13 protein-coding genes and 1 pseudogene are annotated in these 13914 nt (G+C 65.5%); 2 read left to right on the forward strand and 12 right to left on the reverse strand.

The features are described from left to right. Positions 1-245: 245 nt before the first annotated feature. The 9 genes and pseudogenes from J2R76_RS26270 to J2R76_RS26310 all read right to left on the reverse strand — a co-directional run bounded on the left by J2R76_RS26270 (position 246) and on the right by J2R76_RS26310 (position 7077). On the reverse strand, positions 246-1415 hold the full coding sequence (locus J2R76_RS26270) for a Gfo/Idh/MocA family protein (RefSeq protein WP_057015446.1): 1170 nt from the start codon (positions 1413-1415) through the stop codon (positions 246-248). Between the two features lie 16 nt (positions 1416-1431). Further along, positions 1432-2282 (reverse strand): annotated as a pseudogene (locus J2R76_RS26275) (shikimate dehydrogenase). A 21-nt stretch (positions 2283-2303) separates the two neighbouring features. Next, on the reverse strand, positions 2304-2768 hold the full coding sequence (locus J2R76_RS26280) for an SRPBCC domain-containing protein (RefSeq protein ID WP_028344907.1): 465 nt from the start codon (positions 2766-2768) through the stop codon (positions 2304-2306). 11 nt (positions 2769-2779) lie between these two features. Beyond that, positions 2780-3103, reverse strand: coding sequence for a helix-turn-helix transcriptional regulator (locus J2R76_RS26285; RefSeq protein WP_057015449.1), 324 nt, complete (start codon positions 3101-3103; stop codon positions 2780-2782). Positions 3104-3246: 143 nt separating this feature from the next. Then, complete coding sequence (gene pcaG / locus J2R76_RS26290) at positions 3247-3849, reverse strand: protocatechuate 3,4-dioxygenase subunit alpha (protein ID WP_076824667.1); 603 nt, start codon at positions 3847-3849, stop codon at positions 3247-3249. 1 nt (position 3850) lies between these two features. After that, positions 3851-4552 (reverse strand): protocatechuate 3,4-dioxygenase subunit beta, encoded by a 702-nt coding sequence (gene pcaH / locus J2R76_RS26295; protein ID WP_076824666.1) that lies wholly within the window; start codon positions 4550-4552, stop codon positions 3851-3853. Positions 4553-4590: 38 nt separating this feature from the next. After that, entirely contained in the window at positions 4591-5130 is a 540-nt protein-coding gene (locus J2R76_RS26300) for a DUF4863 family protein (RefSeq protein ID WP_076824664.1), read from the reverse strand. A 13-nt stretch (positions 5131-5143) separates the two neighbouring features. After that, complete coding sequence (locus tag J2R76_RS26305; RefSeq protein WP_082653659.1) at positions 5144-5872, reverse strand: nitroreductase; 729 nt, start codon at positions 5870-5872, stop codon at positions 5144-5146. Then, positions 5848-7077: an ABC transporter substrate-binding protein gene (locus tag J2R76_RS26310; RefSeq protein WP_083714869.1), complete on the reverse strand. Its 1230-nt coding sequence runs from the start codon at positions 7075-7077 to the stop codon at positions 5848-5850. The genes J2R76_RS26305 and J2R76_RS26310 overlap by 25 nt, the downstream gene beginning before the upstream one ends. 232 nt (positions 7078-7309) lie before the next feature. On the opposite strand from J2R76_RS26310, the gene J2R76_RS26315 reads away from it, so the two are divergent. Then, complete coding sequence (locus tag J2R76_RS26315) at positions 7310-8287, forward strand: LysR family transcriptional regulator (RefSeq protein WP_076824662.1); 978 nt, start codon at positions 7310-7312, stop codon at positions 8285-8287. 8 nt (positions 8288-8295) lie between these two features. On the opposite strand, the gene pcaG (J2R76_RS26320) is transcribed toward J2R76_RS26315, so the two are convergent. The 3 genes from pcaG (J2R76_RS26320) to pcaF all read right to left on the reverse strand — a co-directional run bounded on the left by pcaG (J2R76_RS26320) (position 8296) and on the right by pcaF (position 10915). After that, complete coding sequence (gene pcaG / locus J2R76_RS26320; RefSeq protein WP_141340581.1) at positions 8296-8898, reverse strand: protocatechuate 3,4-dioxygenase subunit alpha; 603 nt, start codon at positions 8896-8898, stop codon at positions 8296-8298. Between the two features lies 1 nt (position 8899). Continuing rightward, a complete protein-coding gene (pcaH, locus tag J2R76_RS26325) occupies positions 8900-9601 on the reverse strand; it encodes a protocatechuate 3,4-dioxygenase subunit beta (protein WP_076824658.1) in 702 nt (233 codons plus the stop codon). 105 nt (positions 9602-9706) lie between these two features. Then, entirely contained in the window at positions 9707-10915 is a 1209-nt protein-coding gene (pcaF, locus tag J2R76_RS26330; protein ID WP_028337987.1) for a 3-oxoadipyl-CoA thiolase, read from the reverse strand. Between the two features lie 212 nt (positions 10916-11127). On the opposite strand from pcaF, the gene mutS reads away from it, so the two are divergent. Beyond that, positions 11128-13857, forward strand: a complete 2730-nt coding sequence (mutS, locus tag J2R76_RS26335) for a DNA mismatch repair protein MutS (protein WP_076824656.1) — start codon at positions 11128-11130, stop codon at positions 13855-13857. Positions 13858-13914: the final 57 nt, after the last annotated feature.

Below are 13914 nucleotides of genomic sequence, written 5' to 3' on the forward strand. Positions count from 1 at the left end.
CGCCGCTCGAGCGAATGACGCGGTGACAACCTCTCATCCGGCGCGCTGTGCGCGCCACCTTCTCCCACAAGGGGAGAAGGGAAGAGCAGCCGCGGGGTAACCAAAAGGAGTGCGACGACGTACCAGACTCACATGCTGCTCTCGACTCCGTCATCCTGAGGTGCGAGCGGAGCGAGCCTCGAAGGATGGACGGCCCGGCATACGCACTATGGGACGAGAGCAATCACGCTGCTCCTCCCGCGCCGTTACAACACCACCCGCCTGCCCTCATCCGCCGCCCAGTAGCCGGCGTAATTTACCCTGGTCGTCTCATACGCCAGCGCGAGGTCCGCGAGGGGCTGCCGCCCGGTCGCGACGCATTCCATGAAATCCTGGATCTCCTGCAGGTAGCCGCGGGTCCATTCCTCCTCGAGGCAGACATATTGCCAGCCGGTTTTGCGATCGACCTTTTCGGTGATGTAGACCGAGGCGAGCTTCTCCTCGCTCGTCTGGTAGCTGGTCAGATGCGTGTTCGGGGTGATGTTGGCAAACAGTGAGCCGCCGCTCGTATAGGTCTCGATCAAATTGCGCACGCCGCCCATGATCATGTCGCCGGAGAACACCGTTGCCTTGGTGCCGTCGGAGAAGGTTGCGGTCAGCGTGCCCCAATCCTCGACATCGACAGGATTGGCCTTGATGTAGGCGCGCTCCTCGGATTTAAGGCCGGCGGTGACATTGCCGACGTCGCAGGTGACGCTGGCGACCGTGATGGTCTCGCCGCGCGCTTTGGCCTCGACCTGCTTGAGATAGAGCACCGCCGACAGGGGATGACAGCCCATCCGGATCAGCGAGCCGCCGCCGGTCATCGCCCACTCGGCGGCATGCGCCGCATGCGAGCCGGAATGGCTCTCCTCGCCCTTCATGAACAGGATCTTGTCGCCTGTCGCGCGGATGATCTCCGCGGTCTTGGTCACCGCCGGTGCGTAGATCCAGTCCTCCGCATACATGAAGAGTTGTCCGCTTCGCTCGATCGCGGCGCGGGTCACCTCCATCTCCTCCATCACCCGCTGGTACATCAGCGCTTTCGGCACATGCCTGCCGATCGGCGCCTTGTCGCCGTCGCGGCCAAAATAGCCGCTGAACGGCTTCTCGCAGATCACGTGCTTGCCGGCCTGCATTGCCTCGACGATCATCGCGGCGTGAAGGTTCGGCGGCGTGCAAATGTCGATCACGTCAAGCTCGCGGTCGGCGATCAGCTCGGCGAAGCTGCGATAGGCGTTCGGGATTGCGTGCTTGCGGGCGAACGCATTGACATGATCGCCGCGCGCCGCGACCGCCCTCACCTCGACGTCGACGCCATAGACGCGCCGGTAGGCAACCATATGCAGCTCCGACACGAAGCCGCAGCCGGCCAGCCCGATCCTGATTTTTGTCATTTTGTGTCTCCGCCCCTCAGGCGGGCGCAGAGTAGCGTGCGGCCATCACCGCGTCGAACGCATTTGCCATGACATCCGTCGAAGGCATCATTGTCGTGAACAATTCGAACGCGTCCGCTGCTGCGTAGATCGCAAGATCGCGCCCGGTCAGAACTTTGGCGCCCTTGGCCTTGGCCGCCAACAGCAGCGGCGTCCACAGCGGCGTGTAGACGGCGTCGGCGACCCACATCGACGGATGCAACAAGCCGTCCGGCACAGGACTGTCGCGGCTCGGCAGCATGCCGACCGGCGTTGCGTTGACGACGCCGGTCGCGCCATCGACCGCGCCCTCGACGCTGGCGACACCACGAACCGCATGACGGCTGGCCAACTGACCGGCCAGCCGCGCGACCTTCGCGGCATCGGCATCGAAGATGCGGAACTCACCAACGCCGAGGATGGCGAGCGCGAAGGCGATCGCCTTGCCGACGCCGCCGGTACCGATCAGCGCGATCGGGCCGCGCGGCGCTGACGCAAGCAGCGGCGCGATTGCGCGCGCAAAGCCGGTCGCGTCGGTGTTGTGTCCGACCAGCCGCGTGCGATCGACGACGATGGTGTTGACCGCGCCGATCGCACGCGCATCGGGTGCGAGGTCGTCGAGCAGCTCGACCACCGCCTCCTTGTAGGGAAAGGTGACATTGACGCCGGCAAAGCCGAGCCGCCGGATGCCGTCGAGCATCGCGCGCAGCTCGTCGCGGCCGGCGCCGTTGACCTCGATGAGCTGGTAGTGGACGCGAACGCCGAGCGCTGCTGCGGCCGCTTCGTGCATGGCAGGCGCCGCCGAATCATCGGATAGCCAATCAGCCCCGTCAGGAAACGGTCGCGCATTGTCCCTCACGTCAGTCGCGTTCAGCTCATGCGGTCGAGCCGAGCATAGCTGTCTTCCATGCCGTGCTCCATGCCGGTCGCGAGCATCGCTGCGCGCGTTTCGGCATCCGGCAAGGTCATCCGCATCGTCATCAAGGTGCCGTCGCCGTCGGGCGCAAAGCGCGTCTCGACATGATTGTCCGGCGTCGGATCCGGCAGATGCATGCGCTCGACATGCACGATGCGGCTGAACGGTTCGAGCGCGAGATATTCGCCGGTCAAATGAAAGCCGCCGCCCTTCCCGTCGGTCCATTCGTAGCGGATCCTGCCGCCGGGCTTCGCCTCGCTGATGCAGACCGGCATGGTCCAGCCGTCGGGACCGAGCAGCCATTTCTGCAACAGCTCCGGCTCGGTATGCGCCCGATACACCGCCTCCGGCGGCGCGACGAAGCGCCTGGTCACGACGACATAGCGGTCGCCTTCGGTCTTCAGCGTCAACTTGCTCATGGGGATACCCTTCACTGCTCAGGCTTCATTGTGGCCAGCACACCGTCCAGCCGGTCGTAATTGGTTTCCAGCGCACGGCGCAGCATGCCGAGCCATTGATCGATCTCGGTAACCGCTGATGGCGCCAGCCGGCACGGTCGCTTGGTGCCCTCGATCCGCCGCACGATCAGGCCGGCGCCCTCGAGCACCTTGAGATGGCGGGAGATCGCGGGCTGGGTCATGTCAAACGGCTCGACTAGCTCCATCACAGTCGCCTCGCCCAGCGCGAGGCGCGCCAGGATCGCCCGGCGGGTCGGGTCGGCGAGCGCGGAAAAGGCGGCGTCGAGGTTGGCCATGCTTTATCTCTCATCGGTTATATAATAACCTTATTATATAACCGATGCCGCATGTTCAAGCCAAATCCGCTGCGGCGAACGCGCGCAGCGGATTTTTCGGCCGTCCCCCAAAGTTGGATTGGCGCGCCGCTGGCGGCGCGCAGCTAGACGTCGAAGAACACGGTCTCGTTGTCGCCCTGCAGATGGATGTCGAAGGTGTAGACGCTGCCCGCGCCGGCCTTGCGCCTGGCGATCAAGGTCGCACGGCGATCGGCCGGCACCAGCGCCAGCGTGGAATCTGTGGCGTTGCTGGCCTCGTCGTCGAAATAGATCCTTGTGTAGAGGTGCAGCAGCATGCCGCGCGCGAACACCGCGAGCCCGATGTGCGGCGCCTGCGGCTTGCCGTCGGCATCCGGCACCAAGCCCGGCTTGATGGTGTCGAAGGCGTAGCCACCACTCTTGTCGGTGCCGCAGCGGCCAAAGCCCTTGAAGCTCGAATTGGGCAGCGCGCGCGCATCCTGCGGGTCGGAGAAGCGGCCCTGGCTATCGGCCTGCCAGATCTCCAGCATGCAGTCCGGGATCACGGCGCCGTCGCCGTCATAGACCTTGCCCTCGACGCGGATGCGCTCGCCCGAGACGTCAGGCGTCAGAAGGTTGCTGGTGAAGGCGTCATTCCATTCGTATTCGCCGTTCGGCGTCAGGCCGTACTTGAAATAGGGGCCGACGGTCTGCGAAGGCGTGATTCCATCAGGACGCGGGTTCGACACGTTACTTGGTCTCCATCGGCGTGGCACTCTGCCCGCGCAGCACGATATCGAAGCGGTAGCACAGCGCCCATTCCGGCTTGGTGTTCTCGAGATCGAACGACGAGATCATCCGCGCCCGCGCCTTCTCGTCCGTCACCGAGTTGAAGATCGGATCGAACGGGAACAGCGGATCGCCCGGGAAGTACATCTGGGTCACCAGCCGCGAGACGAACGAGTGGCCGAACACCGAGAAGTGGATATGCGCGGGCCGCCACGCGTTGTGGTGATTGCCCCAGGGATAGGCGCCGGGCTTGATGGTGATGAACTTGTAATAGCCCTTGGCATCGGATTGCGTCCGGCCGGCGCCGGTGAAGTTGGGATCGAGCGGCGCCGGATGCTGGTCGACGACATGGATGTAGCGGCCGCAGGCATTGGCCTGCCACAGCTCGACCAGGGTGTTGGGCACGCCGCGGCCGTCCTCGTCGAGCACATGGCCGTGCACAATGATGCGCTCGCCGAGCGGCTCGCCTTTCGCCTGGATGGTGAGGTCGTTGTCGTGCGCGCGCACGGTCTCATGACCATAGACCGGGCCGGTCAGCTCCGAGAGCGTATGTCGCATCGGGACCAGCGGCTTTGAGGGTACGCGCTTGATCGCGCTGCGGTACGCAGGCGACAGGCGCGCGGGATGGACGCTGTTCGAAGCGACCGGGTAGATCAACGTCATGCGCTTTCTCCAGACCGGATTGCCGCCCGCGCCGGATATCAGGCCGGCGCCTTGAAATCGTAGGAGATGCGCCCGGCCGGCAGAAAGAACAGCGCGATGACCGCGCCACCCCTGACCTCCGGATAGTGCCGGCTGCCGGGATCCGGCGCGGTCCAGCCCGGCCCCTGCCAGCCCTGCAGCCCCTTCAACTGCGCGCCCTTGTCGAGGGGAACGACGAGGTTGAGCTCGCCATAGGGGTGACCATGATATTGCCCGCGCAGCACGTCGTGATCGTCCTCGTCCTTGATGCGGCGCGGATCGGTGCTGTTCATGTAGACCGCGGTGATGCTGAACTGGAACGTCTCGGGGACCGGCTCGAGGATGCGGCTGCGCCGATAGTTCGGACCTTCCACCTCCTGGTTCGCCGCCCAGCCCTCCTCGACTCCCATTTTGATGAGGCGGGCGAGATCCTGGTACAGCGCGCTGTCCTCTCCATAGGTCTCGTTGAGCCATCGCTCCATCGCCGCGCTCGGCGTCATGTCCTTGACCTCGCGCAGAAACGGAATGCTGCGTTCGATAAGCTGTTCCCGGCTTCCCATGACTCTCTCCTGTCTAATCCTCGAAACCCTTGAAGGAGGCGAATGCCTCCAGTTCCGCGCGCGGCATCAGCCGCGTGCGCGACCGCTCCCTGGGGTGGCCCATCGAGATCCCGCAGGCCACCATCTGCTCGGCGGGCATCGACAGCAGCGGACGCAAGATCCGATGGAATCTGGCGAAGGTCTCCTGCGGACAGGATTGCAGCCCGCGTCCGACCGCCGCCAGCATCACGTTCTGGATGAACATGCCGAGATCGAGCCAGCTTCCCATCGCGAGACGCCGATCGATGGTGACGATCAACCCAACCGGCGCGCCGAAGAACATGAAGTTCTTTGCGGTCTGCCGGCTCCTCGCCGCAGCGTCGCTTTGCGCGATCCCGAGCGAGTCATAGAACAATCGCCCGAACTCCTGACGACGGCCGAGATACGGCTCGGGGAAAGCGCTGGCGTAGTATTGATATTCGGAGACGTGCTCGTTCGGCTCGTTCTCATACGCATCCAGCAGCGCAGCCGACACCTCGGTCTTGGCGGCGCCGGCGAGCACGTAGACGTGCCAGGGCTGGATGTTCGCGCCGCTCGGCGCGAACCGCGCCACGCGCAGGATCTGCTCGATGGTCGATCGGGAGACCGGACTGCCGGAGAACTCGCGGCACGACAGCCGGCCGGCGATCACCTCGTCGATTGGATTGCGTGCGGCTCCGCACGCCACATCCCGGTCGATCACGACTTCTTCACGAGCGAGCATCCGCCGTCCTCCATCGGTCTGAAGGCCTCTTCACCCGGGATGGTGGCCAGCAGCTGGTAGTAGTCGAACTGGTATTTCGACTCTGCCGGCGACTTGACGCGGAACAGATACATGTCGCGGACCAGCCGGCCGTCGGGACGGATCCTGCCGTTGCGGGTCATGAAATCGTTGACCGGCAATTCGCGCATCTTGGCCGCGACCGTCGGCCCATCAAGCGTGCCGGCGGCTTCGACCGCCTTGAGGTAGTGCATGACAGCACCATAGGTGCCGGCGTGGATCATGGTGGGCACTTTCTTCGTCTTCTCGATGAAGCGCTTCGACCATGCCCGCGTCTCGTCGTTGAGGTCCCAGTAGAACGCCGAGCTCAGCATCAGGCCTTGCGCACTCTGCAGCCCAAGGCTGTGAATGTCGGCGATGAAGACGATCAGGCCGGCAAGCTTCTGCCCGCGCGTCACCCCGAACTCGCCGGCCTGCTTCACGGCGTTGATGAAGTCGCCGCCGGCGTCGGCGAGCGCGATCACGTCGGCCCTGGAGGCCTGCGCCTGCAGCAGGAAGGACGAGAAATCGGGCGTGTTGATCGGGTGTTTCACGGCGCCGACCACCTTGCCGCCGGTCGTGTCGATCACCTTGCGGCTGTCGGCCTCGAGCTGCGCACCGAGCGAATAGTCGGCCGAAAGAAAGAACCAGGACTTGGCGCCGAGGCGCGAAATCGCCTTCGTAGCCCCCTGCGACAGCGCGTAGGTATCGTAAGTCCAGTGGATGCCGGTCGGCGAGCACTCGTCGCCGGTCAGCCGGGACGTTGCCGCGCCGGTGGCGAGAAACAGCTTCTTCTTGTCGCGCGTGATGCCCTGCACCGCCAGTGCGACCGCGGAATTCGGGACGTCGAGGATGGCTTCGACGTTGTCGTTCTCCAGCCAGCGCCGGGCAATCGCCGAGCCGATATCCGCCTTGTTCTGATGATCGCCGGCAACGATCTCGATCGGGCGGCCGAGCACCTTGCCCTTGAAATCGTCCACCGCCATTTGCGCCGCGACCACCGAGCCCTGGCCGCCATTGTCAGCGTACAGCGACGACATGTCGGTCAGCACGCCGAGCCTGACCGGCCCGTTCTGTGCAATCGCCGACGTCGCCGTCGCCACCAGCATCAACGCCAGTCCGATTGATTTACGCGCGCCACTTCGGGCCAACATCACCCAGGCCTTCATCGCTTTTCTCCTCCCAACCCGGCGCCGGCAATCTTGGCCAGAACGCCGCGTTGCGGAAGTGAAAGTCTTGCAGAGTGATCCTGAACCGGCTTCAGATGGCAGGTGGTGACGACACGGCTATACGCTCGTGGAGAATCCGCTCGGTTGCATCCGCCAGACGCCTGGCCTTAACTGCCGTCGATCGCGGAATTTTGCCGAGGCGAGCGATCTGCCATAGACGGGGACTCTCAACGTGTCCGTTTCCTTCAAGACCCTGGATCTGAATCTGCTCAAGGTATTCGACGCCGTCATGGAGGAGCGCAGCGTGCTGCGGGCCAGCCAGAAGGTCGCGCTGAGCCAGTCCGCTGTCAGCCACTCTCTGGCGCGGCTGCGCGAGATGCTGGATGACGACCTGTTCGTGCGCACGGCCACCGGCATGCAGCCGACCGCGCGCGCGTTGACGATGGCGCCGCAGGTTCGCCAGGCGCTGCGATCGCTGGAGGCCGCGGTCGAGCTGCCGACCTTCGCTCCAGCAGCCTCCACCAAGCCGTTCACGCTGGCCGCCAACGACTTCACGACGATGGTGCTGGCGCCGCCGCTCCTGAAGATCCTGGGCCGGGAAGCTCCTGCGATCGACCTCACCATCAAGCCGGTGACGCGGATCGATCTTGCCGAGCAGATCGACCTCGGCCGCATCGACGTCGCGATCGGCGTGTTCTCGTCGCCGCCGAGCCGTTTCCGCACGGCGCTGCTGTTCGAATATAATGATGTGCTGATCGTCGGCAAAAGGCGCAAGCTTGGCCGGCTCGACAAGGCAAAGCTCGCGACCTTGCCGTTAGTCGTGGTGTCCTTTGGCGGCGAGCAGGAAGGCGCGATTGGCGGCTTCATCTCCGAGCGTGGACTCGCCAGGCGTTCGGAGATGTACGATCGCCCCGCGCTCGAACGGGCGCTGTCCGACAGCGACCGGCCGCCGCGGATCGCGGTCTCGCTGCCGCACTTCCTTGCCCTGCCCGCACTGCTGATCGATTCCGAGTTGGCTGCGATCGTCCCGCGGCCGCTGGCGCGTGCACTCGAGCAGGCACATGCGATCACGACCTATGAACTGCCTTACACCACGACGCCCGTGGAGGTTCGGCTGCTCTGGCACGAACGCGTCGAGGACGAGCCTTCGCACGAATGGCTTCACGAGGTGCTCCGGCGCGCCACCGAAGAGCTGCGGCGCGGCGGCTAGCGGCCGGGCTAGACGTCGAAGAACACCGTCTCGTTGTCGCCCTGCAGATGGACGTCGAAGGTGTAGACGCTGCCCGCGCCGGCCTTGCGCCTGGCTATCAGCGTCGCGCGGCGCTCCGCCGGCACCAGCGCGAGCGTAGAATCAGCGGCGTTGCTGGCCTCGTCGTCGAAATAGATCCTTGTGTAGAGATGCAGCAGCATGCCGCGCGCGAACACCGCGAGCCCGATATGCGGCGCCTGCGGCTTGCCGTCGGCATCCGGCACCACGCCCGGCTTGATGGTGTCGAAGGCGTAGCCACCGTTCTTGTCGGTGCCGCAGCGGCCAAAGCCCTTGAAGCTCGAATTGGGCAGCGCGCGCGCATCCTGCGGATCGGAGAAGCGGCCCTGGCTATCGGCCTGCCAGATCTCCAGCATGCAGTCCGGGATCACGGCGCCGTCGCCGTCATAGACCTTGCCCTCGACGCGGATGCGCTCACCCGAGACGTCAGGCGTCAGAAGGTTGTTGGTAAAAGCGTCGTTCCATTCATATTCGCCGTTCGGCGTCAGGCCGTACTTGAAATAGGGGCCGACGGTCTGCGAAGGCGTGATTCCATCAGGACGCGGGTTCGACACGTTACTTGGTCTCCATCGGCGTGGCACTCTGCCCGCGCAGCACGATATCGAAGCGGTAGCACAGCGCCCATTCCGGCTTGGTGTTCTCGAGATCGAACGACGAGATCATCCGCGCCCGCGCCTTCTCGTCCGTCACCGAGTTGAAGATCGGATCGAACGGGAACAGCGGATCGCCCGGGAAGTACATCTGGGTCACCAGCCGCGAGACGAACGAGTGGCCGAACACCGAGAAGTGGATATGCGCGGGCCGCCAGGCGTTATGGTGATTGCCCCAGGGATAGGCGCCGGGCTTGATGGTGATGAACTTGTAATAGCCCTTGGCATCGCTCTGGGTGCGGCCGGCGCCGGTGAAGTTGGGATCGAGCGGCGCCGGGTGCTGATCGACGACATGAATGTAGCGGCCGCAGGCATTGGCCTGCCACAGCTCGACCAGGGTGTTGGGCACGCCGCGGCCGTCCTCGTCGAGCACATAGCCGTGCACGATGATGCGCTCGCCGAGCGGCTCGCCTTTCGCCTGGATGGTGAGGTCGTTGTCGTGCGCGCGCACGGTCTCATGACCATAGACCGGCCCGGTCAGCTCCGAGAGCGTGTGCCGCAGCGGGATCAGCGGCTTCTGCGGCGAACGCTTCACGGTGGAACGATAGTCCGGCGACAGCCGCGCCGGATGGGCCGCAAGCGATTGCAGCGGGTACAACAAGGTCATGGCGAATTCCTCCGCGGCCCACGCGCCCGGTGAGCTCACGTCAGATCATTATAATGCATAACCAATTTGGGGAAGGGCTGTTTTCAACCCCTCCAAACCATTGGCTTAATTAAGTTTTTCGATCGCGACCGCAACGCCCTGACCTACTCCGACGCACATAGTTGCCAAGGCAAGCTTCCCGCCCCGCTTCTCCATGCCGTGCACGGCGGTCAAGACCAGCCGCGCGCCGCTCATGCCGAGCGGGTGGCCGAGCGCGATCGCACCGCCATGCGGATTGACGAAATCGGCGTCTTCCTTGACGCCGAGCTGGCGCAGGCAGGCGATACCCTGCGAGGCGAAGGCCTCGTTGAGCTCGATCAGGTCGAAGTCCGACACCTTGATGCCGAGGCGTTCGACCAACTTCTTCGTTGCCGGCACCGGACCGATGCCCATGATGCGCGGCGGCACCGCGGCCGAGGCAAGGCCGAGGATTTTTGCGCGCGGCGTCAGGCCGTGCTTCTTCACCGCGGCTTCGGAAGCGAGGATCATCGCGGCGGCGCCGTCATTGACGCCGGACGCGTTGCCCGCGGTCACTGTGCCCGGATTGCGCACGATCGGCTTCAGCTTGGCGAGACCTTCGAGCGTGGTCTCCGGACGCGGATGCTCGTCCTTGTCGACGGTGATCGGGCCGGCCTTGCCGCCGGGCACTTGGATCGGAACGATCTCCTCGGCGAAATAGCCCGACGCAATCGCCGCGCCCGCACGCTGCTGCGAGCGGATCGCCATCGCATCCTGATCGGCGCGCGACACCTGGAATTCCTCAGCGACGTTCTCGCCGGTCTCTGGCATCGCATCGACGCCGTACTGCGCCTTCATCAGCGGATTGATGAAGCGCCAGCCGATTGTGGTGTCGTAGATCTCGGACGAACGCGAGAAGGCTTCCGCGGCCTTGCCCATCACGAACGGCGCGCGCGTCATCGATTCGACGCCGCCCGCGATCGCGAAATCGATCTCGCCGGCGCGGATGGCGCGGCCCGCGGCGCCGACTGCATCGAGGCCGGAAGCGCAGAGCCGGTTCAGGGTCTGGCCGGGAACCGACTCCGGCATGCCGGCGAGCAACAGCGCCATGCGCGCAACGTTGCGGTTGTCCTCGCCGGCCTGGTTGGCGCAGCCGAAATACACCTCGTCGACCTCGTTCCAATTGAGCGTCGGGTGCTTGGCCATCAGCGCCTTGATCGGGGCCGCGGCGAGATCGTCGGCGCGCACCTTGGCGAGCGAGCCGCCGAAACGGCCGATCGGGGTCCGGACGGCATCGCAAATGAACACATCACGCATTGAATCTCTCCCTGAATGCCGCGACTTAGCGCTGGATCGGCTGGAACTTGAGATCGGTTTTAGGAGCGTGCCCGCGGCAGGTCAATTGATGCGGCTGCGCGCCCCGCACGCATTGCCGTGAGGGCTGACATAATTGGCACCGTGGACAGGGTGGAAAACCCCGACCTCGCGGATAGGACCGCGCGACGAAATTTTGTAGTTTCCGCCCCCTCATGACAGTCCAGCAGCCCATCCCCGTTCCGCCCGAGCCCGCTCCTGCCGCCGAGGCGCCGTCGCGCGTCACGCCGATGATGGAACAGTATCTGGAAATCAAGGCCGCCCATCCCGGCCTGCTGCTGTTCTACCGGATGGGCGACTTCTACGAACTGTTCTTCGAGGATGCGGAGATCGCCTCCCGGACGCTCGGCATCGTGCTGACCAAGCGCGGCAAGCATCAGGGCATGGACATCCCGATGTGCGGCGTTCCGGTCGAACGCTCCGAGGATTACCTGCATCGCCTGATCGGCGCCGGCCATCGTGTCGCGGTGTGCGAGCAGACGGAAAATCCCGCGGAGGCCAAAGCCCGCGGCAACAAGAGCGTGGTCCGCCGCGGCGTGGTGCGGCTGGTGACGCCGGGCACGCTGACCGAAGACACCCTGCTCGACGCCCGCACCAACAATTACTTGATCGCGATCGCGCGCGCCCGCGGCTCGGCCGGTGCGGATCGTCTTGGCCTTGCCTGGATCGACATTTCGACCTCCGAATTCATGGTGACGGAGTGTGCGACCGCGGAGCTCGCGGCGACGCTGGCGCGCATCAATCCGAACGAGGCCATCGTCACCGATGCGCTCTACAGCGACAGCGAGCTGGCGCCGACCTTGCGCGAACTGCCGTCGGTGACGCCGCTGACCCGCGACGTGTTCGACAGTGCCACCGCCGAGCGGCGACTCTGCGACTATTTCGCGGTCGCGACCATGGACGGCCTGTCGGCGATGTCGCGACTGGAGGCGACCGCCGCGGCCGCGGCCGTCACCTATATCGACCGCACCCAGGTCGGCAAGCGTCCGCCGCTGTCGCCGCCGGCGCGCGAGGCCGCCGGCACCACGATGGCGATCGATCCGGCGACCCGCGCCAATCTCGAACTGACGCGCACGCTCGCCGGCGAGCGCCGCGGCTCGCTGCTCGATGCGATCGACTGCACCGTCACCGCGGCGGGCTCGCGCCTCCTGGCGCAGCGCCTTGCCGCGCCGCTCACCGACGTCGCCGTGATCGCGCGGCGGCTCGATGCCGTCTCGGCCTTCGTCGCGGATTCCGCGGCGCGCGAGGACGTCAGGACCGTGCTGCGCGCGGCGCCCGACATGTCGCGCGCGCTGGCGCGGCTCTCGGTCGGCCGCGGCGGCCCGCGCGACCTCGCCAGCCTGCGCGACGGCATCCTCGCCGCCGACCAGGCGCTGGAGCTGCTGGCGCAGCTTTCCAATCCGCCGGCCGAGGTTTCGACCGTGATGGCGGCGCTACAGCGTCCCTCGCGCGATCTGGCGCAGGAATTCTCCCGCGCACTCGACGAGCAGCTTCCGCTGATCAAGCGCGATGGCGGTTTCGTCCGCGAGGGCTATGAGGCCGCGCTCGACGAGAGCCGCAATTTGCGCGATGCCTCCCGCCTCGTCGTCGCCGCGATGCAGGCGCGCTATGCCGAGGACACCGGCATCAAGACGCTGAAGATCCGGCACAACAACGTGCTCGGCTATTTCGTCGAGGTCACCGCGCAGCACGGCGACAAGCTGTTCGCGCCGCCACTGAATGCAACCTTCATTCATCGCCAGACGCTGGCGGGGCAGGTCCGCTTCACCACCGCAGAGCTCGGCGAGACCGAGGCCAAGATCGCCAATGCCGGCGAGCGCGCGCTCAATCTCGAGCTCGAGATCTTTGAACGCCTGAGCGCGATGGCGCTCGCGGCGAGCGATGATCTGCGCAATGCCGCGCATGCCTTTGCGATGCTCGACGTCGCGACGTCATTGGCCAAGCTTGCGATCGACGACAATTACGTGCGGCCCGATGTCGACGGCTCGCTCGGCTTTGCGATCGAGGGCGGACGGCATCCGGTGGTCGAGCAGGCACTGAAGCGCGACGGCCAGCCGTTTATCGCCAATGCCTGCGACCTGTCGCCGGCGCCGGGCCAGAAATCCGGTCAGCTCTGGCTGATCACCGGTCCGAACATGGCCGGCAAGTCGACCTTCCTGCGCCAGAATGCGCTGATCGCGCTCTTGGCACAGATCGGCTCTTACGTGCCGGCGTCGCGGGCGCGGCTCGGCATCGTCGACCGGCTGTTCTCGCGCGTCGGCGCCGCCGACGACCTGGCGCGCGGACGCTCGACCTTCATGGTCGAGATGGTCGAGACCGCGGTGATCCTGAACCAGGCCAGCGAACGGTCGCTGGTGATCCTCGACGAGATCGGCCGCGGCACGGCAACGTTCGACGGGCTGTCGATAGCCTGGGCCGCGATCGAGCATCTGCATGAGAGCAACCGCTGCCGCACGCTGTTCGCGACGCATTATCACGAGCTGACCGCGCTCTCGGCGAAACTGCCGCGGATGTTCAACGCCACGGTGCGGGTCAAGGAGTGGCAGGGCGACGTCGTGTTCCTGCACGAGGTGCTGCCGGGCTCGGCCGACCGCTCCTACGGCATCCAGGTCGCAAAACTCGCCGGCCTGCCGCCGGCCGTGATCACGCGCGCCAAATCGGTGCTGGCAAAACTCGAAGCCCAGGACCGCGGCCAGACCGCGCGTGCCTTGGTCGACGATCTGCCGCTGTTCGCCGTCCCCTCCCGCGCCGCCAGTGAGGACAAACCGCCGAGCGAGGCCGATCTGCTGGTCGAGGCCGTGAAGGCGCTGCATCCCGACGAGATGTCGCCGCGCGAGGCGCTGGATGCGCTGTATGCGCTGCGGGCAAAGCTGCCGAAAGCGTAGGTGCTGTCGTCATTCCGGGATGTTCCGAAGGACCAGACCCGGAATCTCGAGATTCCG

Origin of the sequence: Bradyrhizobium sp. USDA 4532, assembly GCF_024171315.1 — a bacterium.
GTDB lineage: Bacteria > Pseudomonadota > Alphaproteobacteria > Rhizobiales > Xanthobacteraceae > Bradyrhizobium > Bradyrhizobium australafricanum.

Bases quoted from the DNA above. Each gene is read 5' to 3' on its own strand.
- pcaF (WP_028337987.1), bottom strand. From the start codon at position 10,915: ATGCGTGATGTGTTCATTTGCGATGCCGTCCGGACCCCGATCGGCCGT.
- J2R76_RS26270 (WP_057015446.1), bottom strand. From the start codon at position 1,415: ATGACAAAAATCAGGATCGGGCTGGCCGGCTGCGGCTTCGTGTCGGAG.
- J2R76_RS26310 (WP_083714869.1), bottom strand. From the start codon at position 7,077: ATGAAGGCCTGGGTGATGTTGGCCCGAAGTGGCGCGCGTAAATCAATC.
- J2R76_RS26280 (WP_028344907.1), bottom strand. From the start codon at position 2,768: ATGAGCAAGTTGACGCTGAAGACCGAAGGCGACCGCTATGTCGTCGTG.
- pcaH (WP_076824666.1), bottom strand. From the start codon at position 4,552: ATGACGTTGATCTACCCGGTCGCTTCGAACAGCGTCCATCCCGCGCGC.
- J2R76_RS26305 (WP_082653659.1), bottom strand. From the start codon at position 5,872: ATGCTCGCTCGTGAAGAAGTCGTGATCGACCGGGATGTGGCGTGCGGA.
- J2R76_RS26300 (WP_076824664.1), bottom strand. From the start codon at position 5,130: ATGGGAAGCCGGGAACAGCTTATCGAACGCAGCATTCCGTTTCTGCGC.
- J2R76_RS26285 (WP_057015449.1), bottom strand. From the start codon at position 3,103: ATGGCCAACCTCGACGCCGCCTTTTCCGCGCTCGCCGACCCGACCCGC.
- pcaH (WP_076824658.1), bottom strand. From the start codon at position 9,601: ATGACCTTGTTGTACCCGCTGCAATCGCTTGCGGCCCATCCGGCGCGG.
- mutS (WP_076824656.1), top strand. From the start codon at position 11,128: ATGACAGTCCAGCAGCCCATCCCCGTTCCGCCCGAGCCCGCTCCTGCC.